This window comes from Proluteimonas luteida (assembly GCF_021191695.1).
In the GTDB taxonomy this organism is placed as follows: Bacteria; Pseudomonadota; Gammaproteobacteria; order Xanthomonadales; family Xanthomonadaceae; genus Luteimonas; species Luteimonas luteida.
In genome coordinates this window covers 1-24,159 of record NZ_JAIWPT010000018.1, presented here as the reverse complement: position 1 = coordinate 24,159, position 24,159 = coordinate 1, and the positions used below count along the sequence as shown (strand labels likewise).

At 69.4% G+C, this 24,159-nt stretch carries 28 protein-coding genes and 2 pseudogenes; 11 read left to right on the top strand and 19 right to left on the bottom strand.

What is annotated here, in order from left to right; genetic code table 11:
- Positions 1 to 36 precede the first annotated feature (36 nt).
- Positions 37 to 684, bottom strand: a complete 648-nt coding sequence (locus LDO26_RS14830) for a YceH family protein (protein WP_232131913.1) — start codon at positions 682 to 684, stop codon at positions 37 to 39.
- A gap of 130 nt (positions 685 to 814) precedes the next feature.
- Here LDO26_RS14830 and LDO26_RS14825 point away from each other — a divergent pair, with 130 nt between their 5' ends.
- Together LDO26_RS14825 and LDO26_RS14820 are read left to right on the top strand one after the other, a co-directional pair.
- Positions 815 to 1,741 (top strand): 5'-nucleotidase, lipoprotein e(P4) family, encoded by a 927-nt coding sequence (locus tag LDO26_RS14825; RefSeq protein WP_435594103.1) that lies wholly within the window; start codon positions 815 to 817, stop codon positions 1,739 to 1,741.
- Between the two features lie 398 nt (positions 1,742 to 2,139).
- A complete protein-coding gene (locus tag LDO26_RS14820) occupies positions 2,140 to 3,885 on the top strand; it encodes a hypothetical protein (protein WP_232131870.1) in 1,746 nt (581 codons plus the stop codon).
- A 107-nt stretch (positions 3,886 to 3,992) separates the two neighbouring features.
- Here LDO26_RS14820 and LDO26_RS14815 read toward each other — a convergent pair whose 3' ends face one another.
- From LDO26_RS14815 to LDO26_RS14790, 6 genes are all read right to left on the bottom strand, one after another.
- Positions 3,993 to 4,664 carry a DUF6683 family protein gene (locus LDO26_RS14815; protein ID WP_232131869.1) on the bottom strand — a complete coding sequence of 224 codons (672 nt, stop codon included), beginning with the start codon at positions 4,662 to 4,664 and terminating at the stop codon, positions 3,993 to 3,995.
- A gap of 187 nt (positions 4,665 to 4,851) precedes the next feature.
- On the bottom strand, positions 4,852 to 5,499 hold the full coding sequence (locus LDO26_RS14810; RefSeq protein WP_232131868.1) for a hypothetical protein: 648 nt from the start codon (positions 5,497 to 5,499) through the stop codon (positions 4,852 to 4,854).
- 130 nt (positions 5,500 to 5,629) lie between these two features.
- Positions 5,630 to 5,959, bottom strand: coding sequence for a hypothetical protein (locus LDO26_RS14805; protein ID WP_232131867.1), 330 nt, complete (start codon positions 5,957 to 5,959; stop codon positions 5,630 to 5,632).
- A 51-nt stretch (positions 5,960 to 6,010) separates the two neighbouring features.
- The gene (locus tag LDO26_RS14800) at positions 6,011 to 6,472 is read right to left on the bottom strand and encodes an ANP1/MMN9/VAN1 family protein (RefSeq protein ID WP_232131866.1); all 462 of its coding nucleotides are present in this window, start codon (positions 6,470 to 6,472) and stop codon (positions 6,011 to 6,013) included.
- Positions 6,473 to 6,580: 108 nt separating this feature from the next.
- Positions 6,581 to 6,883, bottom strand: coding sequence for a hypothetical protein (locus LDO26_RS14795; RefSeq protein WP_232131865.1), 303 nt, complete (start codon positions 6,881 to 6,883; stop codon positions 6,581 to 6,583).
- A gap of 3 nt (positions 6,884 to 6,886) precedes the next feature.
- Positions 6,887 to 7,114: a hypothetical protein gene (locus LDO26_RS14790; RefSeq protein ID WP_232131864.1), complete on the bottom strand. Its 228-nt coding sequence runs from the start codon at positions 7,112 to 7,114 to the stop codon at positions 6,887 to 6,889.
- A 241-nt stretch (positions 7,115 to 7,355) separates the two neighbouring features.
- On the opposite strand from LDO26_RS14790, the gene LDO26_RS14785 reads away from it, so the two are divergent.
- Positions 7,356 to 8,000, top strand: coding sequence for a GNAT family N-acetyltransferase (locus LDO26_RS14785; protein ID WP_232131863.1), 645 nt, complete (start codon positions 7,356 to 7,358; stop codon positions 7,998 to 8,000).
- A gap of 29 nt (positions 8,001 to 8,029) precedes the next feature.
- Here the strand turns inward: LDO26_RS14785 and LDO26_RS14780 are convergent, their stop codons facing one another.
- The 11 genes from LDO26_RS14780 to LDO26_RS14730 all read right to left on the bottom strand — a co-directional run bounded on the left by LDO26_RS14780 (position 8,030) and on the right by LDO26_RS14730 (position 17,840).
- A complete protein-coding gene (locus LDO26_RS14780) occupies positions 8,030 to 8,749 on the bottom strand; it encodes a hypothetical protein (RefSeq protein WP_232131862.1) in 720 nt (239 codons plus the stop codon).
- Between the two features lie 29 nt (positions 8,750 to 8,778).
- A complete protein-coding gene (locus LDO26_RS14775) occupies positions 8,779 to 9,261 on the bottom strand; it encodes a flagellar FliJ family protein (protein ID WP_232131861.1) in 483 nt (160 codons plus the stop codon).
- On the bottom strand, positions 9,258 to 10,631 hold the full coding sequence (locus LDO26_RS14770; RefSeq protein ID WP_232131860.1) for a FliI/YscN family ATPase: 1,374 nt from the start codon (positions 10,629 to 10,631) through the stop codon (positions 9,258 to 9,260). Before LDO26_RS14770 ends, LDO26_RS14775 begins: the two co-directional genes overlap by 4 nt.
- Positions 10,628 to 11,302, bottom strand: a complete 675-nt coding sequence (locus LDO26_RS14765; RefSeq protein ID WP_232131859.1) for a FliH/SctL family protein — start codon at positions 11,300 to 11,302, stop codon at positions 10,628 to 10,630. Before LDO26_RS14765 ends, LDO26_RS14770 begins: the two co-directional genes overlap by 4 nt.
- A 48-nt stretch (positions 11,303 to 11,350) precedes the next feature.
- Positions 11,351 to 11,998, bottom strand: a complete 648-nt coding sequence (locus LDO26_RS14760) for a hypothetical protein (protein ID WP_232131858.1) — start codon at positions 11,996 to 11,998, stop codon at positions 11,351 to 11,353.
- A 7-nt stretch (positions 11,999 to 12,005) separates the two neighbouring features.
- Entirely contained in the window at positions 12,006 to 12,791 is a 786-nt protein-coding gene (locus LDO26_RS14755; protein WP_232131857.1) for a hypothetical protein, read from the bottom strand.
- A 22-nt stretch (positions 12,792 to 12,813) separates the two neighbouring features.
- Positions 12,814 to 13,224: an EscF/YscF/HrpA family type III secretion system needle major subunit gene (locus tag LDO26_RS14750; protein ID WP_232131856.1), complete on the bottom strand. Its 411-nt coding sequence runs from the start codon at positions 13,222 to 13,224 to the stop codon at positions 12,814 to 12,816.
- 33 nt (positions 13,225 to 13,257) lie between these two features.
- The gene (locus tag LDO26_RS14745) at positions 13,258 to 13,581 is read right to left on the bottom strand and encodes a hypothetical protein (RefSeq protein WP_232131855.1); all 324 of its coding nucleotides are present in this window, start codon (positions 13,579 to 13,581) and stop codon (positions 13,258 to 13,260) included.
- 98 nt (positions 13,582 to 13,679) lie between these two features.
- Complete coding sequence (locus LDO26_RS14740; RefSeq protein WP_232131854.1) at positions 13,680 to 14,948, bottom strand: FHA domain-containing protein; 1,269 nt, start codon at positions 14,946 to 14,948, stop codon at positions 13,680 to 13,682.
- Between the two features lie 99 nt (positions 14,949 to 15,047).
- Entirely contained in the window at positions 15,048 to 17,105 is a 2,058-nt protein-coding gene (sctV, locus tag LDO26_RS14735; protein ID WP_232131853.1) for a type III secretion system export apparatus subunit SctV, read from the bottom strand.
- Between the two features lie 288 nt (positions 17,106 to 17,393).
- A complete protein-coding gene (locus tag LDO26_RS14730; RefSeq protein WP_232131852.1) occupies positions 17,394 to 17,840 on the bottom strand; it encodes a flagellar biosynthetic protein FliO in 447 nt (148 codons plus the stop codon).
- 105 nt (positions 17,841 to 17,945) lie between these two features.
- Between LDO26_RS14730 and LDO26_RS14725 the strand changes: the two genes are divergently transcribed.
- The 7 genes and pseudogenes from LDO26_RS14725 to sctT all read left to right on the top strand — a co-directional run bounded on the left by LDO26_RS14725 (position 17,946) and on the right by sctT (position 23,075).
- Positions 17,946 to 19,070, top strand: coding sequence for a sensor histidine kinase (locus LDO26_RS14725; RefSeq protein ID WP_232131851.1), 1,125 nt, complete (start codon positions 17,946 to 17,948; stop codon positions 19,068 to 19,070).
- 3 nt (positions 19,071 to 19,073) lie between these two features.
- The gene (locus LDO26_RS14720; protein WP_232131850.1) at positions 19,074 to 19,670 is read left to right on the top strand and encodes a response regulator transcription factor; all 597 of its coding nucleotides are present in this window, start codon (positions 19,074 to 19,076) and stop codon (positions 19,668 to 19,670) included.
- On the top strand, positions 19,663 to 20,769 hold the full coding sequence (sctQ, locus tag LDO26_RS14715; RefSeq protein ID WP_232131849.1) for a type III secretion system cytoplasmic ring protein SctQ: 1,107 nt from the start codon (positions 19,663 to 19,665) through the stop codon (positions 20,767 to 20,769). Before LDO26_RS14720 ends, sctQ begins: the two co-directional genes overlap by 8 nt.
- 3 nt (positions 20,770 to 20,772) lie before the next feature.
- Positions 20,773 to 21,006 (top strand): annotated as a pseudogene (locus LDO26_RS18320) (hypothetical protein); the annotation flags it as partial.
- A 222-nt stretch (positions 21,007 to 21,228) separates the two neighbouring features.
- Positions 21,229 to 21,762, top strand: a complete 534-nt coding sequence (locus LDO26_RS18315) for an EscR/YscR/HrcR family type III secretion system export apparatus protein (protein ID WP_435594104.1) — start codon at positions 21,229 to 21,231, stop codon at positions 21,760 to 21,762.
- Between the two features lie 264 nt (positions 21,763 to 22,026).
- The gene (gene sctS / locus LDO26_RS14700; RefSeq protein ID WP_232131848.1) at positions 22,027 to 22,293 is read left to right on the top strand and encodes a type III secretion system export apparatus subunit SctS; all 267 of its coding nucleotides are present in this window, start codon (positions 22,027 to 22,029) and stop codon (positions 22,291 to 22,293) included.
- Positions 22,293 to 23,075, top strand: coding sequence for a type III secretion system export apparatus subunit SctT (sctT, locus tag LDO26_RS14695; protein ID WP_232131847.1), 783 nt, complete (start codon positions 22,293 to 22,295; stop codon positions 23,073 to 23,075). Before sctS ends, sctT begins: the two co-directional genes overlap by 1 nt.
- 294 nt (positions 23,076 to 23,369) lie before the next feature.
- Here sctT and LDO26_RS14690 read toward each other — a convergent pair whose 3' ends face one another.
- Positions 23,370 to 24,032 carry an alpha/beta hydrolase gene (locus LDO26_RS14690; protein ID WP_232131846.1) on the bottom strand — a complete coding sequence of 221 codons (663 nt, stop codon included), beginning with the start codon at positions 24,030 to 24,032 and terminating at the stop codon, positions 23,370 to 23,372.
- 53 nt (positions 24,033 to 24,085) lie between these two features.
- Here LDO26_RS14690 and LDO26_RS18245 point away from each other — a divergent pair.
- A pseudogene (locus LDO26_RS18245) lies at positions 24,086 to 24,159 on the top strand (DUF1153 domain-containing protein); the annotation flags it as partial.

Genomic DNA, 24,159 nt, shown 5'->3' with positions numbered 1-24,159 from the left:
CGGGATAAGTCGACGATCGGCGGGCCGAGTCGCGCCCTACGCCAGACGTGCCGCCAGCGCCTCGACGGTCCCGCGCAGTGCGGCCAGTTCGGCCTCCAGTGCCTCGACCCGGGCCTCGAGCGCGGAATCCGTGCCTGCGCCTGCCGTCGTCGATGCCGTACGGGCCGCGATCGCCGCCACATCCACCGGTCCCGACAACAGGTGCGCATAGCGGTCCTCGCGCTGGCCCGGCCCGCGCGGGATCCGCACGACGAGCGCCCGGCCCTCCAGCCGCTCGAGGTGGTGGCGCACGTCGTCGGCATCGGCGAAGGCGTGCAGCCGCTCGCTGCGTGCCAGGAGTTCATGCACGGTCTGTGCGCCACGCAACAGCAGCAGGCCCAGCAGTGCGACCTGCGGCGACGGGATGTCGAGCGCGCCGGGCACCAGGTGTTCGTAGCGCTCGGCCCGCGAGGAGAACGACTGCCGCACCAGGCGGTGGCCTTCGAGCTGGCGCAACGCGTGACCGGTGTCGCCGGTCGACAGCGCCATCACCGGATCGCGCGCGGTCTTCTGGTTGGCGGCCGACTGCGCGGCGTTGACCGTCAACGGATAGACATCGGGCGTGGTCGCCTGTTTCTCGATCAGGCAGCCGAGCACGCGCGCCTCGGCGGCGGTCAGTACGGGCCAGGCTGGGGCATCGGTCATCGGAGCGTCGGTCATCGGAGCATCCCGGCAGTGAAACGGCCGGTAGCATGCGCTGCGTATCCCGCGCTGTCATGCCCGCGCCGGACGGCTTGGTTAAACTCGCCGGTTCATCGATGAAGACGGACCCGCCATGCGCCTGATGCCGCCCGCTGTTTCCCTGCTCGCCGCCGCCCTGCTGCTCGCCGGCTGCAAGCCCACGCCAACAGACGACGCCATCGGCACCGACGCGGTACCCGGGCCGCCCGCCGCGACCCAGCCGGCCACGCCCGATCCCGGCAGCGCCGACGACAACCTCAACGCGGTGCTGTGGATGCAGCGCTCCGAGGAATACCGCGCCAACAGCCTGTCGATCTTCCGCGCCGCCGCCGACCACCTCGACGCCGCCCTGGCCGAAAGGAACTGGGACGCGCTGGTGCCCGAGGAGCGCGAGGCCGCAGGCGACGCCAGCGCGCTGCCGCCCGCGGTGATCATGGACATCGACGAGACCGTGCTCGACAACTCGCCCTACCAGGCGCGCCTGGTCCAGAACGGGCTGGAATACAACGAGGTGACCTGGGCGGAATGGGTCGCCGAGAAGAAGGCCCGGCCGGTGCCCGGCGTGCTGGACTTCGCCCGCGCCGCCGAGGAGAAGGGCGTGACCATCCTGTACCTGTCCAACCGCGCCCAGCACCTGCAGGAGGCGACGCTGGCCAACCTGCGCGCCGAAGGCCTGCCGGTGAAGGACGACAGCGTGTTCCTCGGCCTCGGCACCCACGTCGAAGGCTGCGAGCAGAACGGCACCGAGAAGAACTGCCGGCGACGCCTGGCGGGACGCGACTACCGGGTGCTGATGCAGTTCGGCGACCAGTTGGGCGACTTCGTCGAGGTGATCGCCAACACCAGCGACGCCCGTGAAGCGCTGCTCGACGAGTATGGCGACTGGTTCGGCGAGCGCTGGTGGATGCTGGCCAACCCGACCTACGGCGGCTGGGAACCGGCCCAGTTCAACAATGCCTGGGACCAGCCGCGCGAGGCGCGCCGCGCCGCCAAGCGCGAGGCGCTGCAGCTGGCGGATTGATCCCTCGGACGGACTGCACCTCGGGGCAGGCAAGCGCGCATCCGGAAAGCAGCCGGCAGGTGGCCTGCCGTCGTCCCGGGCGCAGCGACGGACGTGCTTCACCTGCATGGCATCCCTTCATGTCCGTGCAGGCTGCCGCCCCGAAAGGGGGCCGGGCGGTATGGGTTGTTCCCGCGCCTGCCAGCCCCGGCGATGCCGCATGGTGCGCCGTCGTCGCGGCACCCTGCACGTCGCGGAGCTGTCGATCGCGGTCACAGCATCGTCAGACCTGGGTCCCAGAACGCGTCGACCTAGGGTCGACCCTAGGGTGTGGATTGCCCGCCCGGCGCCTAGGCTCGTAGCGTCGACGCCCCATCCACTGCTGGTCAGGCCGGCTCCTTCCCCCGGAGGCCTCCCGCGTGTCGTTTCTCGCCGAAAAGCTTGGGCTGCCTAGCCTGTCGTCGCTGCTGCCGCGTTCCGGCGGTGGCGGGCTTGGCCAGTTGCACCAGGCGCTGCGCAGCGGCTTTGGCGATTTCATGCAGAACGCGCCGATGCAGGCCCTGCAACGCGGGCTGCCGGGGTTCAACAGTCCGACCCCGGCCGCCCGCCCCGGCGGCGGCAATGCCACGCCCGCACCTGCGGGCAACGGCATGCCGGCACCCGCCAACGGTGCCGGCCAGGGCACCGCTCCCGGCTTCACCACGCCATCGGGCGTCTTCATCCCGGCGCCGCCCGGCATCCCGCTCCCCGGCGGCGGCCAGCACGCGACGCATGGCGGACACCTGGCGGCACACGGGCCGGGCATGGGCGGACCGCATGCCGGGCACGGCAACGGCGCCGGCTTCACCACGCCATCCGGGCACGTCATCCCCTCGCCTCCCACCCTGCCGTTTTCCGCCGGTGGCCAGCACGCGGCACACGGCGGACTTCCGACGGCGCACGGGCCGGGCGCGGGCGGACCGCAGACCGGCCCCGGCAACATCGTCGGCAACACGATCAACGCGGTACTGGGTGCGTTGCGCCCGGGCGGGACGCAGCCCCCGGCCATGCCCACGCCGACGACGCCGGGCGCCACCAACAGCCCGGCCGCGCCAACGCAGACGCTCGGCAACCTGGCCAACGCGGTGCTTGCCCCCGTACGGGCCCTGCTCAATGGCGGCCCTGTGCCGCCAGCGGTGTCGCCTGCGAATACACTGGGCAATGCCGTCAACGCGGTACCGGCACCGGCCTCGACGGTTCCCGGCAGCATGCTCGCTGCGCCCGGCGCCGGTGCTGCGCACAACGCAGCGAACACGGCATCGACCGCGGTACCGCCGCAATCCCCGGCCACGGTACTGCAGGGGCCGCAGGGACAGGCACAGGCGGCGCCGGCAACCACCGCCGCCCCGCAGGCGCCACTTCCGCAGGCTTCGTCGCCCGTGCCGACGGGACCCGCGCAGCAGGCGGCAGCCCAAGTGCAGCCTGGCCCGACCGCCATGCCGATGCAGACCGCAGCGCAGCCCCAGCGTGCAGACGCCGGGTTCGTGCCCGCCGGCACCCAGGCTGCCGACCGCGGCGCCGTCCCGATGCAGGCACCGGCCACCCAGGCGGCAGTACCGAACGCCCCGCAGGGCGCGACGCTGCTGGCCGCGGTGCCGGTCGCGACCACCATCGCGCAGACGCCGGCCGGGCAACAAGTCGCCGGCAATACCCAGATCGCAGGCAACACGCAGTCCACCGCGCCGGTCGCCGGCGAGAAGGGCGGCCCGTCACGCGCCGAACTGCCGATGGTCGGCGTCTATACCGCGGAGGGTCCCGAACTGCGGCGCCGCAACCGCATCAAGGTCGGCGCACAGCAGCTCGGCGAATGGCTGGTGGCCTTCGCCCATGGCCGGCCGCATCTCGTCCGTCCGCGCGACGATACGCCCAACGAGATCACCCGCGCGTTCCAGTGGCTGTTCTGGACCCTGGCGATCGTCGCCTACGGCTGCCTCGGGCTGGTGTTGGTGAGCTTCCTGCTCAGTTTCGGCGACATTCCGGCGGCACCGGCGATGCGCCGCTGGACCGGCGAGTTCGCGCTGGCCGGACTGGTCGCCGCCGTTGGCGCATGGTGGCTGGGACGCCACATCCTCGCCCCGCACGCGGCACCGCGCACAGGCAGCACGGCAGGAAAGCCGCCCGCCTGATCCAATCCCGCGTGAACATGCCCATTGCGCGAACGCACGCGCCGGCAGGGTGACCACGATCGCGCGGCTCGGGGCAACCCCGATCCCCCGCGCCAGGACGCCCGGCCTCAGCGCAGCGTCAAGCCACCGCGGCCCAGTTCGACCTGCTGCAGGTCGACGCCATTGCGCTGCAGGCCGCTGCGCACCCCTGCCGACAATGCGGACAACGCCTGCCGGTTGCCGTCCCGCTTCATCGTTTGGTAGGACAGCGCCGACACCATCGTCAGGTAGGCGGTGCGCTCGGCCTGCGCCTGCTTGTCCGCATCCGACATCGCCGCCACCTGCGGCACCGCCGCGAGCGGCCCGATGATCTGCCGGCGCACCGCGCGCTGCCCCTCCAGCGAGCGCCGCGAGTCGCGGTCGTTGACCACCTCCCACGAAATCAGCAGGTGCGCGGCCAGCACATCGCCGAGATTGGTCGGGTCGTAGCCGTAGCGGCGCAGGATCTTGTCGAACTCCTGCAGCATCTGGCCGGATCCGATGATCTTCTCCAGGTCGGCCACCTGAGCCGGATCGCGCCCGAAGGCCTCGATCGTCTCCCGCTGCACGCGCGCACTGACGGCCGGGTCGCGGCGGAACGACAGCGTCGACACCGCGTCGGCGGACACCTCGGCCGGTGCCGGCTGCGAGACCGCCTGCTGCAGCGCGCGGCGGACGGCGGCGTCGCCGTCGCTGGCGCTGGCACCCGCGGCCAGGGACAGCACACAAAGCAACGTAACCATCCGGATCGTCCGTGTCACGGTGGATATGCTGAGCTGAACACGGTGCGGAAGTAATGGGACCATGGCGGAAAACTCCTTTGTCGATTTCATTGCGCTGAAAGTTCGTGCCACTCCACACATTGGATTGGCGCGGTCTTCTGTACTCGGCTTGCGCGCCCCTTCGACCGACAGAGCGGCACAACCGGTTACGCGGGTATCGCAATACCTATTTCAGGCACACAGGCACCCTCAGCATGCTCATCGTTCCATCACCTATGCTGGCGACCGGCCGCATCTCATAGCGGATCGAGCGGCACTTGCCTTCACCATCACCTGAGCGCTGCGCCATGGCAGCTTCGGGCCGATCCCGGGAAAGGCGGTAGTTGAACGTGAAGACATTGGCCGCCGATGCCGGTTGCGCGGCGGCCGCCTGTGGTGTCAGCTCAACCGTCAGGCGCATCCGGCCGGGTGATACGGACCCGGAGAAGCTATAGCGATTGTCATCAACCACGCCGCCTCCGAGGATCCGTCCGTCAGGCCCGATGTGCAGGCGGACCCCTCCCTCTTCCGCGGTCCAGCCATCCGGGCCATAGGCTCCCGTGATCGCGAAACCCGCGTCGCCGTCTTTGTTCTCGATCGCGCCGTACACGACGAGACGGGCCTGGCCTCGTCCCGTCGCTTCGAACTGGGCACTGCCCTCGCCACGGCGACGCATGACGGTGCCACCAGCATCCGTCACCACGACGCGAACGCTTCCCAGGTAGGGCTCACCAGCGTAGGCGTCGATGAATGCACCGTCGCTACCGCACGCGTTCGACGACAGCGCGATCGCAATTCCCAGCGCCGCCATGTGGATTCCGCGATACGTGGTCATATTCCTTTCCTCAACAAACCTTCGAAAGCCGCCTGCGGTCCAACCTGCATAAACAAAAAAGCCAAGGCACAACAGTGCCTTGGCTCTGAATGTGATGCCGCCGCCGACGGCGGCGGCATCATTGCGAAGCTTACTGCTTGCGTGCCAGGGCGCTGTTGCCCTCACCGACGGACTTGATCACGTTGTTCGTCGCTTCGGTCAGCATCTTGAACAGCTGGCTCAAGGCGGTAAGTTCGGCAGTCAACTCGTTTGCCGGCTCTTCATTCTCGGCAGCGGTATCGATCTCTCCCGCCTTATCCATCATCTGGTTGGAGATCTTGTTCGCGATCTCACCCATCACAGTCGCGAACTGGACCAGCCAGCTGCCGCTCTTTGCACTGGTCTGCGCCTTGTTCTGCAGTTCCTGCAGAACGTTCTCGGCAAAGCTGAAGTTGAAAGTGACGTTGCCTTGGATGCTCATAGTGAAATCTCCATTGATCTGAACGTGAGGTTGGGAATATGGATTGGCGGGTCACACGGAACGAAGTGGGAAGTTCGCGGGTTTCGCTTCCTTCTGGGCGCGATACCACTCGAGTGCACTCTGTTCGCCGTCGGTCTGAATCCGCCTGGTAAATTCGATGACGAGCTTGGAATCACGCGACTCGAACGCGTCGAGCGCATCGTTGAGTGATCGAATCAGCTGTGCCGCTTCGTCATCGCTCATGCCACTGGCCTGCTGCAGTGATTCGACCGTGTTGCGCCATGCGTTCCTGTCGAACGGGGCGCCAGAGTCATCCGCCGGCCCAGAGACGCCACTCATCGACTCACTGAACAACCGGGCCATCTCCTGCCGTTCGGCAGGATCCATCCCCTGCTCACCGGCAAGAAACGACTCGAACTGGCGCTGCAACTCGTCCTTTCCCTTCCGGACAAGCGACTCGACGTCGGAGCTTGCTGCGACGGCGCTCTGCGAACTGGTCGGAAGTTGGGACATCGAATTCCTTGCCTCTTGGCTGGACGTGACACGCGGGTCGAACAAAACAGGTACGCCTCGAGTATTTGATGACAAGCCGCAGATGGCAACTGGGGGCGACCCTAGGCCCTAGGCGGTGGCCTGCACCGCGGCCAGTGAATCCACCATCCGCCTCGCATCGGCGCCTTCCCGCTCCCCCATCTCGCGGGCACGCTCGCCGATCCATGCATCCGCGGCTTCCTGGCCGTCGGCTTCGACACGGCGCTGGTACTCGGGTACCAGCGCCGTCAGCTCCTGCTGGACGGCATCGAGCCGTTCATCCATGTGCCGGATCAGCGTAGTCTCGTCATCGGCAGTGATCGCCCCCTGCTCACGCAACTGCGCGAGCCCGTCGATCCAGGCTTGACGTTGGGTCTGGCGATCAAAGGACATGACTCAGTTGCTGCCAAGACCGAAGTTGAAGCTGAAGCCAGCCGAAAAACCCTGGCTGATCGCATCCTGCGCGCCCTGTGGCAGGCCGAGCGAAGAGAACAGGCTGTCGAACGCCGAGCTGAACGCCTGGCCGATCAGATCGCCGAGGAAGTTGCCGACGAGCCCGCCGAGAGGACCGCCAAGCGCGGTGCCGATCAGGGAGCCAATACCGGAGAAGATATCGCTGGACATGATGGAACTCCTTCTTTGCTGGGATTGAAAGTGAAATGGATTGAAACCAGAGTGAAAATCCTCGCGCGAGTGGATCCGGGCTATCGATTTCGACCTCTCGCGACTGCAGAGCCAGTCTGCAATCCTGTACCCGCGCTGACAGCTAGGTCGTACCCCATCTAGGGTTGGCCCTAGTCACGCCGGCACTGTGTCGTGGTTCGCAACGGTTCCGCGGTATAACGACGCCATGCACGACAGCCCGGTGGACCGACATCCGACCCATCGCGGGCACGACCGCCCCGCGTTCTCGAAGGCCGACCTGCCCGCGGACGGACGCGACTATCCGGCCGCGGACTTCCTGCAGACCCGCCGCATGCAGCTCGCGGGCTTCGGCTTCCGCCATACGCTGGATCTGCTGCAGCTCGGACGCGAGGAGCGGGTGACGCGCCTGCTGCTCGACGACCCGATCCGCCACGTCGACGACGCGATGGGACTGGTGGTCTGGGCCAACAAGCTCTACCGCGAGCGGCCGGGGCTGGGCCTGTGGCATACCCGCGACCGCCGCGGCCGTTTCATCGGCATGTTTTCGCTGACGCCAAGCGGAGACGCGGGCGACGTGGCGATCGGGGTGCGCCTACTGCCAGGTGCATGGGGACGCGGATACGCGATCGAGGGCGGCGCGGCATTGTGCACGCATGCCTTCGATACCCTGGAGTTGCCGCGATTGATCGCGCAGTGCGCGCCTGACAACCGCTCGGTGCCGCCGTTGCTGTACCGGCTGGGCTTCCGCGATGCCGGCACCGGCGAACAGTTCGGAAATCCGGCGCTGCGCTTCCGCCTGCAGCGCGGCGACTGGTCGGGCCTGCGGCCACGCGGGCGGCGCGGTCGCGACGACGCGAGCCGCTGACCCGTTCGACGCGCCGGGATCGCGCCGCGTCAGCCGTTGAAATGCGTATCGAGCGTCAGGGTGCCGAGATTGCGCTCGGCGAAACGCCGTGCCAGTTCTGGACCGGCCTCGCGGATGGCGTCGAAGCTCTCGCGCGAGCGGCTGTCGGCCCGCAGCACCCAGCCGTCCGCGGTCTTCGACAGCAGCAGGTCGGTGCCGGGCAGCGTCGCATCCGACATCCGCAGCAGTACCTGGCCGTCCTCGCTGGCATTGCGGGTATCGCTGACCGCGAGCTGGCGCACGTGTCGCTCCATCATCTCCATCAGCTGGCCGGGATTGGCCTGCACCGGCGCCTGCTGTGGCTGCGCGGCGAAGCCGGGATCGCGCAGCGCCAGTTGCGCGTGCAATAGCGCGGCGGCATCGGCCGGCGGCGCCTGCTGCGAGTTGAGCCCGATGTCCTGGTGCTGGCGGTGCACGCGACCGTCGACGACCTGGTTCGCCGACTGCTGGGCCTTGGCCGCCTCCTGGCGGCTGGCCTGATCGGCGAGCAGCACGTCGGCATCGCCTTCGCCCGACAGCAGTGGCTGCTCGAGCTGCTGTCCGGGCAGGCCGGCCTCCCCTCGCGTCTGCTGCATCAACGCACGGAACTGGTCGACGCTCTGCGGCTTGGGCGCCTCGCGCCCTTCGGACCGGCTTTCGCGGTCGGCCTGGCGATTGCGGGCCGCCTGCTCGGGCGGGCGCGACATCGGATCACTGTGCTGCACACTCATCGTCGTCTCTCCTCCAGTTCGTCGGCCGCTCACCGGCGCGCGATGAAGCGCGCCTGCAGCAGGTCGTCGGTCACCGCTTCTTCCTGCCGCGCGGCCAGGCTGGCCTGTTCGCCGCGCCAGACCTCGCGCCGTTTCTCCAGTGCGTCCTGCCGCGCCTTGGCGCGGAAGAACGCATCGCGGGCTTCCTGCACCGCGGCCTCGGCCTGGCGCAACGTTTCCTGCGCCTTGCTCAGCCGCTGCTGCGCGGCGACCACCTGTTCGGCCAGCAGGTCGATATGCGCCTCGCGCTGGGACAGCGCCGCCGGCCACGGCACGCCGGACGGCGGCGGATCCAGCAGGCGCGCGCGATGGCCGGCGCGCTCGGCCTGCAGGCCGGTGATCTCGCCCTCGATCCGCGTGCAGGCGTCGCGGCAGGCCTGCGCCGCGCGCTGCTTCTCCAGCACCACCATACGCGCGGCCTCGGTGCGGTGCGCGCGCAGCTGGATCAGGGTCTGCAGCGGATAGCGCTTCATCCAAACAGCTTCCGCAAAGCGGCCGACGAGGTCTCGAACGGCACCAGTTCATGCTCGGACTGCTGCAGCAGGGCGCGGATCGGGCCGATCTTCTCGATCGCGACATCGGCGTCGGGATCGGTGCCGCGCTTGTACTCGCCCAGCTGCAGCAGCAGTTCGATCTCCTGGTGCTTGGCCAAGTACTTGCGCAGCTGGCCGGCGGCGCGCAGGTGCGGCTGCTCGACGACGCGCGGCATGGTGCGGCTGAGACTGGTCAGCACGTCGATCGCCGGGTAGTGATAGGCGGCGGCGAGCTTGCGCGAGAGCACGATGTGGCCGTCGAGGATCGAGCGCACTTCCTCGACGATCGGGTCGCCGCCGTCCTCGTCCTCGGCCAGCACGGTGTAGAACGCGGTGATCGAGCCCTTGTCGTTGTTGCCGGCGCGCTCGAACAGCCGCGGCAGCTCGCTGAACACCGATGGCGGGAAGCCGCGCCGCGCCGGCGGCTCGCCGATCGCCAGGCCGACGTCGCGCAGCGCGCGCGCGAAACGCGTCACCGAGTCGACCAGCAGCAGCACGCGCTTGCCCTGGTCGCGGAAGTATTCGGCGACCGCCGTGCCGACCCACGCCGCGCGGCTGCGCTCGAGCGCGGGACGGTCGGACGTCGCGACCACGACCACCGACTTGGCCAGGCCCTCGGGACCGAGGTTGTCGAACACGAACTCGTTGACTTCGCGGCCGCGCTCGCCGACCAGCACGATGACGTTGACGTCGGCATCGCCGCCGCGCGCCAGCATGCCCAGCAGGGTGCTCTTGCCGCCGCCGGCCACGGCGAAGATGCCGATGCGCTGGCCCTCGCCGGCGGTCATCACCGTGTCGATCGCGCGCACGCCGGTCGAGAACGGCTTGTCGATCAGGCTCCGCGTCAGCGGATTGGGCGAGGCGGCATAGATCGGTGCATCGACCGTCGGCCCGACCGGTCCCTTGCCGTCGATGGTCGATCCATGCGCATCGAGGATGCGGCCCAGCAGGCCGTCGCCGACCTGCACCGAGGCCTGGCGGCCACTGGCATAGACCTCGGTGGTCGCCGAGATGCCGTCGAGCGCGCCCAGCGGCGTCAGCAGGGTGTGCTGCCGTGACACGCCGACGACCTCGGCCGCCAGCTCGAAGCCGGCGTCGCCGCTGCCCGGCGGATTGCGCAGGTGGCACAGCTCGCCGATCGAGGCGCGCAGGCCGGTCGCCTTGATCAGCGTGCCGTAGGCTTCGCTGACCCGGCCGACGCGTTCGATCGCCTGCACCTGGCCCAGCGCGTGCAGCAGCGGATCGGGCGCCGCGACCTGGGCGCTGGCCGGCAGCTCGAACTGTGACAGCAGGTTCGCGCCGGAGCTCATGCAGGCGCTCCGCTGGCCTGCGCGAGCGCGGCGCGGATGGCCTCGATCTGCTGGCTGACGCCGGCGCGTACCTCGCCGGCTTCGGACACCACCACGCAGCTCAGCGGGTCGAGGCTTTCGTCGTCGACCAGTTCGATGACGCCGACGCCCGGATGCGCCTGGCGCACCGCGCCCAGGCCCTGGTTGACGCTGTCGCGCGCGGACGGATGCACGCGGATCAGCAGGAACTGCTCGGCCTGCGCCGATTCGACCGCGCGCATCACCAACGGCGGCACCACTTTGCTGGCATCGAAGTCCGGCGCGATCCGCGCGACGATCGCGCAGGCCAGGTCGCCGATACGCCCGACCGCGTCGCCGAGCACGCGGGCACGCCGCTCGTTGAGCGATGCCAGCTGCTCGGTCATCTGCTGCTTGACCCGGTCCAGCCCCTCGGCAAACCCCTCGGCATAACCCTGCTCGCGGGCCTTCTCGATCTCCGCGCCGGCTTCCTCGTACAGCGCGTTGACCTTCGCCAGCAGGGCGTCGACCTCGCCCAGCGCCTGCCATTCCTGGGCGCGCACGATGCTGCCGGCAACCGCGCGCTGGAACTGGCGCCGCTCGAACACCATCGCCGCACCGCCGCGTCGGCTGGCGGCCGGAGAGGACGGAGGCGTGGCGGCGTGGGTCGGCATGATCGGCTCGGAAATGGGGGGGGAGGGAACGCAGGGGAAGGAGTGGATTCAGTCGGTGATGACGCGGCTGAGATGATGGGTATGCAGCACCAGCACGGGCTTCTCCGGCAGATGCGCCGGCGGCAGCCCGGCCGGTGGATGCAGCAGGCGCGCCCAGTCGCCGAGCGCGGTATCGCGTCGCGCGGCCCAGGCCTGCAGTTCGGCGCGCCCCTGCTGCTCGAGCAGCGGGAACAGCGCCGGCGCGATGTCGTCGCCGCTGGCCATGACCTCGCGCAGCGCATCGGCCAGCCGGGCCTGCGTCGCCGCCTCGACCTTGCCGTCCCAGACCGTGCGGTCGAGCGCCAGCAGATAGCTGTTGCCGAGCGCGAGCTTGAGCCGGCGCACCGCATCGCGACCGATTTCCGCGCGGATCGCCGGCGCATAGGCCAGCGCACCGAGGTCGCGATGCAGCGCGGTCAGCCGCGCGCGCGGCCAGCGCGCGATCAGGCCGGCGAATCCATCGCCCGGCGCGGGCGCGAGCAGGTGGGCCGCAGGGCCGGCCGCCAGTCCGCCGGCCAGCAGGCGCCGGCCCAGCCGGCTGCCCAGGGCACGCTGCAGCAACGCGGGCGGCAACGCTTCGGCATCCGCATCGGCGGCGCCGGCCCCGGACGCATACCAGGCCGGGTCCACCTCCGCGAGCAGCGCCTGCAGCGACATCGGCGGATCAGCCCTGCCAGAGCTTGGGCGGTGCCTTTTCGCCGGCGGCAACGGCCGCGCGACGGGCCTTGAAACGGCCGCCGAAGGCCAGCAGCACCGCCGCGATCACCACCACCAGCGCCGCCAGCCCGATCGCCAGCGGACTGACCGACGACAGCGCCATCGTCGTGCCGCCCTGGCTGGCGTTCTCCGGCAACGCCGGCAGCGTCGCGAACTTCACCGAGACCTGGTTGATGTCGGTCAGGCCCTCGACGCCGTCCTTGATCAGTACCTTGATGTCCGCCTCGCGGTCGCGCACCCGTGCGCCCGGCTGTTCGAGGATGAACACCGCGGCCGAGGTCTTGCCGGTGGAGCCGCCGAGCGGATCGCGCTCGGGCAGCGCCAGGTGCACGCGCGCCTGCGCGACCCCGGGCATCAGCCGGGTGATGGTCTCGGCCATCTCCTGCTGGCGGCCATGGATGTAGCGGCTGCGTTCCTCGGTCGCCGACGAGGCGAAACCTTCCTTCTTGAAGATGTCGCCCAGGGTCTGGAACTGCTCGCGCGGCAGGCCGCGCGATTCGAGCACCGTCATCGCGTTGGGGATGTCGCCGGTGGCGACCCTGACCTCCCAGCCGGTCTTGCTCGGCGAAGGACGCTTCTCGGCCTGGATGCCCGAGCCGAGCAGCGCGCCCATCATTTCATTGGCCTGGCGTTCGTCGAGTGCACTGTAGAGCGCGGTCTTGCCGCCGCATGCGGCCAGCAGCAGCGCCGCCAGCAACACGAGCAGGCCCCTGGCCCAACGATCACGGATCACCTCGCGCATCCCTGTCACCTCGCTAGGACTGCTGGCGGAACAGTTGCTGGATGCCATCGGACGTGCGGTTGGCCACGTTCGAGGTCATTTCGCACTGGAACAGGAAATGGTGCGACTTCATCGTCATTTCCATGACCTGGCCAGGCGTCATCTCGCCGACGTTGGCGGTCATGGACTTGGCCAGCGAGTTGATGCTCTCCGCGCCACCGTTGAGGTTGTTGACCGCCGACATCAGCATGCGCATGCCCTCCGAAGGCTCGGAGGGGCCGACGTTGGCGACATCCTGCGCGGCGTTGGTGGCCGGATTGCTGGCCCGGTTCATCGCCTCTGCGAACTGCTGGACTTCGTAGGCGGCCGCCACCGGCTGGTTTGCTGCCGGTGCCGCTCCGCCCTGCGCTGCGGCAACGCCCGCAGCCTGGATCGCGTCGACCATGGTGTTCTCCTTGCTGTCTGCGGAAACGCGTGCTTACTGCTTGCGGCCCAGGGTCTCGAGCGCCTGGCCGACGCTGTTCTGCGAGGTCGACGCGTTGTTGGACAGGAACTGCATGCGCAGGCTCTCGGCGGTCAGCGCGACGACGTTCGACGGCTGGTCGCCACCCTGGCCGATGACATCGGACAGTTCGGTGATGCGGGTGGCCTGCGCGTCGAGCGTCTGGCCCCAGGCGCGCGACATCGCCTCGTACCAGCTGCTCGACCCGCCGGAACGGCCGGTGCGGTTGAGGCTGGAATCGTTGTGCATCGAGGCGCGGCCGATGAAGTCGCCGATGGTGTCAACGGAAATGTTCGTCATGCTGTTCTCCTTGCGGGATTGCGTGGGGGACGTGCTTTGGAACTGCGGTGCTGCGGGGTACGCGCCGGTTTCGCCGGCTGTACCTGAAAGCAGGATGGTTACTGCATTGCGGATCCGGGCGCCGCAACCGATGCCTGGCTGTCGTCGTGGCGGGGGACGTCGCCGGCGCGGACGCTGGCGACGACGCCGGCGAAGGCGGGGTCGACATCCGGCGGCACCTCGGCGACCAGCGCGTCGGCGGGCGCATCGGCCGGCTCCGGTACCGGGCCGGGGATGATCCGGGTCAATTCGCCGGACGGGGCGAGGACATGCGCGAACTCGCCGATCGAGATCAGCCTGCCCTTGCCCGGCACGTCGTCGCCGGCGACGTAACGGCTGCCGTCGGCGGCCAGCAGGTGCGGGTCGTCGCCGCGCACGATCGAGACGATGTGCACGGGATCGGGTGCGGCGGCCGGGACGCCCTCCACGCCGCCGCCCTGCGGGACGCGGCCGGCCGGCGTACGCGGCAGGATGCGGGCCACGCCCGGGATCTCGCTGACCGCGCGCGAGCGCACCAGGGTCTCGAGTTCGCTGCCGTCGCTGAAGTCGCCGACGACCTCGACATCGCCGTTGCCGACGTAGCGCGCCTGCACCGGAATGCCCTGGGCGCGGAAGATCTCGGCGACATCGCCGGCGATGTTCTCGCCGGTGCGCATCTCCAGCGTCGCGCGGATGCCCTCGGCATCCAGCTGGTCGCGCACGCGCTGCAGCACCGCGCCGCTGTCGACGGTGCCCACGACCATCGGCACGCCGTTGGCGCCGTCCTTGACCTGGAAGTCGGTGATGCGGTGTTCGTCCATCAGCGCGGTCAGCCGGGCGCGCGAATCGGCCTGCGGCTGCGGATCGGGCAGCACCGCGGCGAAGATCGCCAGCGACGCCAGCGACAACGCGGCCACGCCGGCGATCAGCGGCAGCCGGCGCATCAGGCCCGAGCGCGCCGGCTCGGATTCGTCGTCCGGGGCGAACACGGTCAGGAAGTTGTCCCAGTCCGGATCGTCCTCGCGGCCGAACGCGATCGCCGCGTCGCCGAGCGCGATCTGCTGGACCGCGGTCAGCTCGACTGGATCGCCCGGCTGGATCGTCTGCCCGCCGATCTTCAGCGGCGCGTCGAGCGCGCGCACCATGAAGCGGCCGCCGAGCAGCGTGACCAGCGCGTGGTGGTTGGCGACGCCATCGTCGGCAAGGACGATGTCGCAGTCCTCGCCGCTGCCGACCAGGATCATCTCCTCGCTGGCCAGCACCCGATTGGCGCCGGCGTGCAGGCCGTCGACGATGCGCAGCACGTTGTGCGCGCGGCGGTCGGACGGGTTGTCGTTGCGTTGGGTCATGGCAATCCCTCTTCGCTGGACATCGCCTTCGCGGATCGCGCTGCCTGCGCGATGACGCGACGGCCGGTGTCCCGGATGATGAAACGACGTGGACGTGGATCACGCATTGATCTGTCCCGCCTGGACGATGCGCAGATCCGGCGCCAGCTCTTGGTAGGACAGCACCGGCAGATCGAAGAAGTCGACCTCCATCAACTTGCGCAGGTGCCGCCGGACATCCAGCGAGCACAGCAGCACCGGCTTGACGCCCGACGCCTGACGGCCCAGGTGCGCACGCACCTCGTTGCCCAGTCGCCCGGCCAGTTCCGGGGAGATCGCAAGCTGGCTGGCACCGCCCGCCACACGGACCGATTGCCGCAGCTTGTCTTCGAGTTCGGGATGGATCAACAGTACATGCAGCGTGCGCTCGTCGTCTGAATAGCGGTCGGCGATCTCGCGCTTGAGTGCGACGCGCACGTATTCGGTCAGCAGCACGACGTCCTTCTCGCGGCCACCGACGTCGGTGATCGCCTCGAACGCGTCGCGCAGGTTGCGGATCGGCACGCCTTCCTCCGACAGCCGGCGCAGGACGTCGGCCACGCGCTGCGGCGCGACCACGCGCAGCATCTCCTTGACCAGGTCCGGGTAGTCGCGCTGCATGCGCCCGAACAGGTTCGAGGTTTCCTGGATGCCGAGGAAGCCGCCGAGCCGGCGCCGGATCGCCGCGCCGGCGTGTCCGGCCAGCACATCGAGCGGCGCCTGCGCGCCTTCTTCCTGGGTGTCGCTCCAGGTGCCCGCCACCACCGGCGGGTAGAAGCCGGCCAGGCGCGTGGCACCCGGCGCGGTCACTGGCTGCGGCCGCAGCCAGCCGTCGCTGCGCAGGCGGCCGGCGGCGATGCGCGCGCCGAAGGCGGTGACGCGATACTCGTCCTCGGCCAGTGTCGGCACGATGCGCAACGACGGCACCGGCACCGGCACGCCGTATTCCTCGCGCAGCTGCTGCGCGGTCTCGACGATGCGGCCTTCGAGGTTGTGCGCGCCGAAGGACTGCGCCAGCAGCGGCGAGACCTGCAGCTGCAGCGGCGCCGGCGGCGCGAGGTCGTCCTTGACGACGTGCTGCTGCGCGTCGGCGACCACTTCCTCTTCGGTGACGCGGAACGCGCGGCGCAGCAGTTCGAACTTGTGCCGGTAGCGCCAGGCGCTGAGGGTCAGCATGCCGAGGCCGAGGACCAGGAACACCGGCCACGGGAAGCCCGGCACCAGGGTCATCAGCAGCGCGAGGATGCCGGTGATCAGCAGCACGCGCGGCTGGTCCGACACCTGCCGGGTGATGGCGTCGCCGAGATGGCGGTCATCGATCTCGCCGGTGGTGCGGGTGACCACCAGGCCCGCGGCGATCGTCGCCAGGATCGCCGGGATCTGCGACACCAGGCCGTCGCCGATGGTCAGGATGCTGTAGGTGCGCACCGCGACGCCCAGCTCCATGCCGCGCTGCAGCACGCCGATCGCCAGGCCGCCGAGCAGGTTGATCAGGATGATGACGATGCCGGCGATGGCGTCGCCCTTGACGAACTTCATCGCACCGTCGAGCGAGCCGTGCAGCTGGCTCTCGGTCTCCAGCAGGCGGCGCTTGCGGCGCGCCTCGTCCTTGTCGATCAGGCCGGCGCGCAGGTCGGAGTCGATCGACAGCTGCTTGCCGGGCATCGCGTCGAGGGTGAAGCGGGCGGCGACCTCGGCCACGCGCTCGGCACCCTTGGCGATGACGATGAACTGGACCACGGTGATGATCAGGAACACCACCATGCCGACCACGAGGTTGCCGCCGGCGACCAGCGAGCCGAAGGTCTCGACGATGTGGCCGCCCTCGGCGTTGAGCAGGATCGAGCGGGTGATCGCGATCGAGATCGCCAGCCGGAACAGCGTGGTCAGCAGCAGCACGCTGGGGAAGCTGGAGAAGGCGACCGGATTGGGGATGTACAGGCTCAGCAGCAACAGGCCGAAGCCGATCGAGATGTTGACCGCGACCAGGGTGTCGATGATCACCAGCGGCAGCGGCAGGATCATCACGCTGATGATCGTGACCGCGGCGAACGCGAGGACGACGTCGCTGTAGCCCAGCTTGGCCCGGGGCGCGGCGCCGGCAGGCGCGCCGGTCAATGTCGCCAGCAGCGCCCTCACCGGCCACCCGCCCGACGCCGCGCCGGCGTCCCGCAGGACAGGCGGCTGACGTCACCCACGTGCACGGCGGTCATCGCATGACGCAGTGCGCCATGCATTGACCCATCCCGCTGCAGAGAGAACATTCGGCGCATCTGCCCCTGACCTCGTGCGTCACATTGTGTCACTCTACGATAATCCGGCGATGTTATGTTCCGGTCAATCTAAGGTTGCAAACGTGTTCCAGCTTTCTGCGTGCTGCCCGGGAATCTGTCGTGATGACGAAAAAAACCGATACATCACAACGACTTAACGACCGCCTCCCATATTGGTCCATGAACGGGCGGGGGGTTCGGCGGGGTCTTCCGGGCCCGGTGCGACGTCATCGGATTCAAGATCCGTGATGAAGGTCACGGATTGGGCGCCCACCCCGATCGCGAACACCCGTCCGGCACGCGACTGCACCAGCACCACCCGCTCACGCGGCCCCACGGGAAGGATCTGCAACACCGTCAGCGGCGAATCACGGCCGACCAGGCCGTAGCGGCGTCGCAGCAACCGCAGTACCAACAGCAGACCAGCGATGATGAAGACCAGAGGCAGCACGATGGCGATCATTTCCCCGACGAACGAATCCCGGGCGGGTGCGGGCACGACGTCCGGCGCGGTCGTTGCCGCCCACAGCGGTGCGCTGAACGACGCGGCGGCGGCCAGCATCATTGGAAAGAGGCGGGGCATGCGGGCACTGCGGGTCATCTCGGTCTGCTCGGCTGGCACCGGGCTGGTGCGCGGTTACGGTAGCAGCAAGGTCATGACCGCCGTGCCGGTCGCCATGCCCCCTGCATCCGCCGGCGCGGCTGCATGAGCCCGGCGGCCGGGTCCCGCAAGCCAGCGACCACGCGTCCGGCCCCGGCCAGACGCAAGCCCGCCGACGCCGGCGCGGGCGATGCCCCGCTGGCGGACGTACTCGAGGCGGTGCCGTTCGCCTGCGCCGCGTTCGCGCGCGACACCGGCACCCTGGTCGCCGCCAATACCCGCTTCGCCAAGGACCTGGGCGCGCTTCCCGGCCACGCGCACCGCGACGCGCTGCTGGCGTCGCTCTACGGCGATGCCACCGGCGATGCCCGCGGCGAGGAAGTCCGCGCGCCCGACAGCGGCCGCTGGTACGCCCTGCACTGGCGCGAGCTCGACAGCGGCGGCCGCGCGCTGTCGCTGCTGACCGCCGTCGACATCAGCGAACGCATCGAAGCGCTGGACTCGCACAAGTCGCAGCAGGAGAAGCTGCTGTTCACCTCGCGGCTGATGTCGGTCGGCGAGATGGCCGCGACCCTGGCCCACGAACTCAACCAGCCGCTGGCGGCGATCGTGAACTATCTCAACGGCAGCCTGCGCCTGGTCGACCAGGCCGGTGGCCCGGTGCAGGTCGAGCGCGCGCTGCTGGCCGCGCGGACCCAGGCCGAGCACGCCAGCGCGGTGATCGGCCGGGTCCGCGAGTTCGTCCGCGCGCGCGAACCGCGCCGCGACGCACAGGACCTGCCGGTCATCGTCGACACGGTGCTGGAGCTTTTGCGGCTCGAGGCCGAGCGCCAGCAGCTGCGCGTCGAGCTGGCACTGGCGCCGCAGCTGCCGCAGGTCTACGCCGACCGGGTGATGATCGAACAGGTGCTGCTGAACCTGGTCAAGAACGCGATCGAGGCGATGCGCGAGGTGGCGGCCGCGCAGCGCGGGCTGCGCATCGAGGCGCGGGTCAACCTGGACGGCGAGATCGAGGTCCGGGTCTGCGACCGCGGCCCGGGCCTGAGCCAGGCCCAGAGCGAGCAGCTGTTCTCGCCGTTCTACACCACCAAGACCGACGGCCTCGGCATCGGCCTGGCGATCTGCCGGTCGATCATCGAATACCACGAGGGCCGGCTGTTCTTCGAAGCGCGCGACGGCGGCGGCAGCGTGTTCGGCTTCACCCTGCCCAGCCCCGACAGGAGGATGTGACGCATGGCCGACACCTGCGTGTATCTGGTCGACGACAACGACGGCTTCCGCGATTCGACCGCGTGGCTGCTGGAAACCGCGGGCTTCGAGGTCCGCGCGTTCGCGTCCGGCGCGGCGTTCCTGATCGTGTTCGACAACACCCGCCATGGCGACGGCGAATGCCTGGTCTCGGACATCCGCATGCCGGAGATGAGCGGGCTGCAGCTGCAGGAGGAACTGCTGCGCCGCGGCTCGACCCTGCCGCTGATCTTCGTCACCGCGCACGGCGACGTGCCGCTGGCGGTCGAGGCGATGCGCAAGGGCGCGTCGAACTTCCTCGAAAAGCCCTTCGGCGACGAGGCGCTGATCGAGGCGATCCGCACCGCGCTGACCCGCGAGCGCCAGCAGGCCGGCTCGCCGCAGGGCGCGGCGCTGGCGAAACTGAGCCCGCGCGAGCGCCAGGTGCTGGACCTCGTGGTCGCCAGCAAGCCCAACAAGATCATCGCCGACATCCTCGGCATCAGCATCAAGACCGTTGAACTGCATCGAGCCAACATGATGAACAAACTCGGCGTACGCTCCCTGCCCGAACTGATGAAGGTCGCGCTCGGCCATGGCTGACCCGGCACCCCGCAAATCCCCGCGCGCGCCCCGGCGCAAGACCGGCCCGGCAACGCCGGCCGCAACGCCGCTGCGCGGCCGCCTGCCGGCGCTGGCGCCGGCGCTGGCCGACGCCCTGCGCGCCTTCCATGGCCGCGCGCGGCAGCGCAAGGCCGACGGCGGCACCCTGCAGTTGCACGCGGGCCGTGCGCCGGCCGGCGACAGCGCGGTGATCGAACTCGATGCCGAAGGCAGCCGCGTCGGCCTGTTGCTGACCGCCGGCACCGCCGCGGTGGCCGGCGACGCCCTGCACTGGCAGGACTACCGCGGCCGCGCCCGCGTTCTGGCCTGGAGCCTCGCCCACGAGGCGACGCTGGTGCGCCTGGGCGAGGCGCTCGGCACCGCGCTGCTGCCGCTGGTCGAGGCCGACGCCGCAGCGGGCGACGACGTGGTCTGGCTCGACTTCCGGCTGACCGCGGACAACGGCGACGACGGCGAACTGGCCGGCACCCTGCGCCTGCCGAGCGACTGGCTGGCACGGCTGCAGACCCGCACCGACCCGCCGGCACCGGCCGATCCCGGCCGCTGGCGGCAGCTGCCGGCGCAGGTCAGGATCGCGTTGACGGTGCCGCCGCTGACCGTGGCCGACCTGCGCAGCCTGCGCCCCGGCGACGTGGTCGTGGTCGGCAACGCCCGCCTGCCGCCGCTGGTCGCCGAGACCGCCGGCCTGCGCTGGCCGGTCCGGTCCGGTCCGGATGGCTGGCGCATCGACGGTCCCGCTGCCGCCGCCCCGCGCCATGCCGCTTCCCCCTCTTCCCTGGAGACCCCCCCAATGACGCAACAGGACACCACCTCCGACGCACCGGTCGACGACACCGCCCCCGCGGCACCCGCCGAGGATCCGGCCAGCAAGCTGCCGGTGCAGGTGGAGTTCGACGTCGGCGGCGTCGAGCTGCCGCTGGGCGAGATCGCCGGCCTGCAGCCCGGGTACGTGTTCGCGTTGCCGACCCAGCTCGAAGGCGCCAACGTGACGATCCGCACCAACGGCCGCGTCGCCGGACACGGCGAACTGGTCGCCGTCGGCGATACCCTCGGCGTCCGCCTGGTGTCCTGGAGCTGACGCATGGATTTCAGCACCTTCTCGCCCGCCCTCGTCCTGGTGACGGTGGTCAGCCTGGCGCTGGCCCCGTTCGTCGCGGTGATGGTCACCTCGTTCACCAAGATCGTCGTCGTGCTGAGCCTGCTGCGCAACGCGCTCGGCCTGCAGCAGGTGCCGCCGAACGTGGTCATCAACGGGCTGGCGATCGTGCTGTCGATCTACGTCATGTATCCGGTGATCCTCGATGTGCAGGATGCGGTCAATGCCCGGCTCGAGGGCCGGCCGCCACCGGCCGCGGTACAGCGGCAGATCGACGCGCGCGCCGAGCGCCAGGCGATCCGCGAGGGCCGGGCGATCCCGGTCCGCCCCGACGCGGCGCCGGCGCAGGACGATGCGCCGGTGCCGACCAGCCCGGCCGCCGCCGCGGGACTGCAGGCCGAGGCCGCGGCGCGGGCCGCCGCGGCGGAGACGCCGGACCCGATGTTCAGCGCGGTCCAGGGCGGCTCGAGCGCCGATCCGCGCGAGGCGCCGGCCGCCCCGGAGGTCCGCGGCCTCGCCGAGGAAACCACCGGCATGTCGACCCCGGCCCCGGCGCCGTCCGGCAGCAGCACCTTCGACACCAACCGCATGCTGACGATGATGGACGCCGGCAAGGAACCGCTGCGCACCTTCCTGATCCAGCACTCCAGCGACGCCGAGCGCGCGTTCTTCCTGCGCAGCGTGCAGCGCATGCTGCCGCCCGAGCGCCGCGGGGCGATGACCCCGGACGACTTCATCGTCATCGTGCCCGCGTTCACCGTCAGCGAACTGACCGCCGCGTTCCAGATCGGCTTCCTGATCTTCCTGCCGTTCCTGATCATCGACCTGGTGGTCGCCAACATCCTGCTGGCGCTGGGCATGATGATGCTGTCGCCGACCACGGTGTCGCTGCCGTTCAAGCTGCTGCTGTTCGTGCTGATCGACGGCTGGGCCAAGCTGGTGCACGGCCTCGTGCTCACCTACGGAGTCACATAGGGTCTGCAGACGCTGTCGGAACAGGCCACGCCGCGCCCGGGCGCGTGCGAGTAAGCAAGAACGAGGAAGCTCATGTCGACAAGAAATCGAATGATGACACCGCATCGCGCGCGCCCAGACACGGCCCTCCGGATTGCCGTGTCCGGCGCCCGGGCGGCCGCGCGCGGCTTGGACAGGCGGCCAGCCTGCCGCTGCGCCACGCACAACCCCCCGGGCGCCGGACACGACAACGTGACCCGTCCCGACAGCGCCGGCAGACCCTAGATGGGCGACGTACTGGAGTTCACCAAGGAGGCACTGTGGCTGGTGCTGCTGCTGTCCGGCCCGCCGGTCGCGGCCGCGGCGCTGGTCGGCCTGGTCGTGGCGTTCCTGCAGGCGGCCACCCAGCTGCAGGAGCAGACGTTTCCCTACGCGCTGAAGTTCCTCACCGTGGTGATCATGCTGTTCGTCACCGCGTCGCTGATCGGCGGCTCGCTGTACGTGTTCGCCGACCGCATCTTCCTCGACTTCCCCAGCCTGACGCGGCGCTGATGGACTTCGGCACCAATCCGATGCTGGCGCTGGCGCTGACCCTGCCGCGCGTGGCCGGCGCCTTCCTGATGCTGCCGCTGCTGACCACCGAGACGGTGCCGGCCATGGTGCGCAACAGCTTCATGGTCAGCCTGGCGATCGTCGCGATCCCGATCGCGCTGGCCGGCGCCCCGCCGATCGACCAGGCGGGCACCGCGCACTGGTCGGCGATCGTGCTCAAGGAGACCTTCATCGGCATCTCGATCGGGTTCTGCTACGGCATCGTGTTCTGGGCAATCAGCTCGGCCGGCAACATCATCGACACCCAGGTCGGCATGTCGATGGCGCAGATCTTCGACCCGATCCAGGGCCACCAGACCTCGCTGCACGGCGAATTCCTGTCGCAGCTGGCGACCTGGCTGTTCATGGCCAGCGGCGCATTCCTGGTGTTCCTCGACCTGCTGATGACCAGCTACACGGTGTGGCCGGTGATGAGCTTCTTCCCTGACATCCGCATGAGCGGGATGGCGTTGTTCGTCGGGCAGTTCAGTTACCTGATGACCGCGATGCTGCTGCTCGCCGCGCCCGCGATGGTGATCCTGCTGGTCATCGACCTGTCGTTCGGCCTGGTCAACCGCTACGCCCCGCAGCTCAACGTGTTCGCGCTGACGATGCCGATCAAGGCCTGGCTGGCGACCGCGATCATCCTGCTGATGCTCGGCGTGTTCGTCGAGGTGGTGATGCGCCGGCTGGTCGACAACAGCGGGCTGGTCAATGCGCTCAAGAGCGCGTTCGGGGGATGAACGCGTAGCGCAAGCCTGTCCGGCCGGGGCTCGGCCAGGAACCGTCGCGAACAGCAGCGGAGCGGGCTCTGTTCGTCTCGTTGACGCCTGCGATCACAGCCTTGGCGGTCCTGGCCATCGCCCGACCCAGTTCGCCGAGGCGACGCGTTCGCTCATCTGGGTCACACCGGAAGGCAGCATCCGATCGGACTGTGACAGATCCAACATTCCAGACTTCGGCTGACCAGCCCAGATCGAAGTGACATGGGCACCTGGCACGGGTACCGAGCGCACCGTGACCGGCGCCATCGCTGCTCACCGCATCCCGATGTCACCCAGCCAGCGCATCGCATCCCGCGTCCATCGGTCGCTATCGGTTCCCTGCTGGCACACACCGAAGGCGTGCCCGCCGTTCTCGTAGCGGATCAAGGTCACGTTCGCACCGACCTCGCGCAGTGCCTTGTCGTAGACCTCCGAATACTCGACTGGATCGACCGGATCGTACTTCGCGTGGATGAGCAGGGTCGGCGGCACGGCCGCGGACACGACGATGTCCGTATTGAGTTCCCGCGCCGCAGGCGAGTCCTTGGGGCGCCGGTTCTTGTGCTCCATGGTCATGTGTCCCGGATAGACCGGAATCGCGAAGTCGGGGCGAATGCTCACCTGATCCGCGGCGTCGGCCGGCGCGTACTTGCGCGACACGAACCCCGTGCTAGACAGCACGGCCAGGTTGCCGCCGGCGGAGAATCCCATGACGCCGATACGATTCGGATCGATGCCCCAGTCCTCGGCGTTGTAGCGGACCAGGGACATCGCGCGCTGCGCATCCTGCAGGGCCATCGGAATGGCCGGCGACTCATGCTGCTTCGTGGTGGCATTCCAGTTGCAGCCCGTGTTGGGCACGCGATACTTCACGAGCACGCAGGCGATGCCGGCATCGGTCAGCCACTTGCAGACGTCCGAGCCGTACAGCCCCAATGTAATGACCCACTGATTTCCTGCTCAGGTGTTACTTTCCGAAGGAGACACCGATGAGCCAAGTGATGGACGAAGAGATCAAGCGTTGGACGGCGCGGCGCAAGTCGGCGCTGGTGCTGGAGATCAT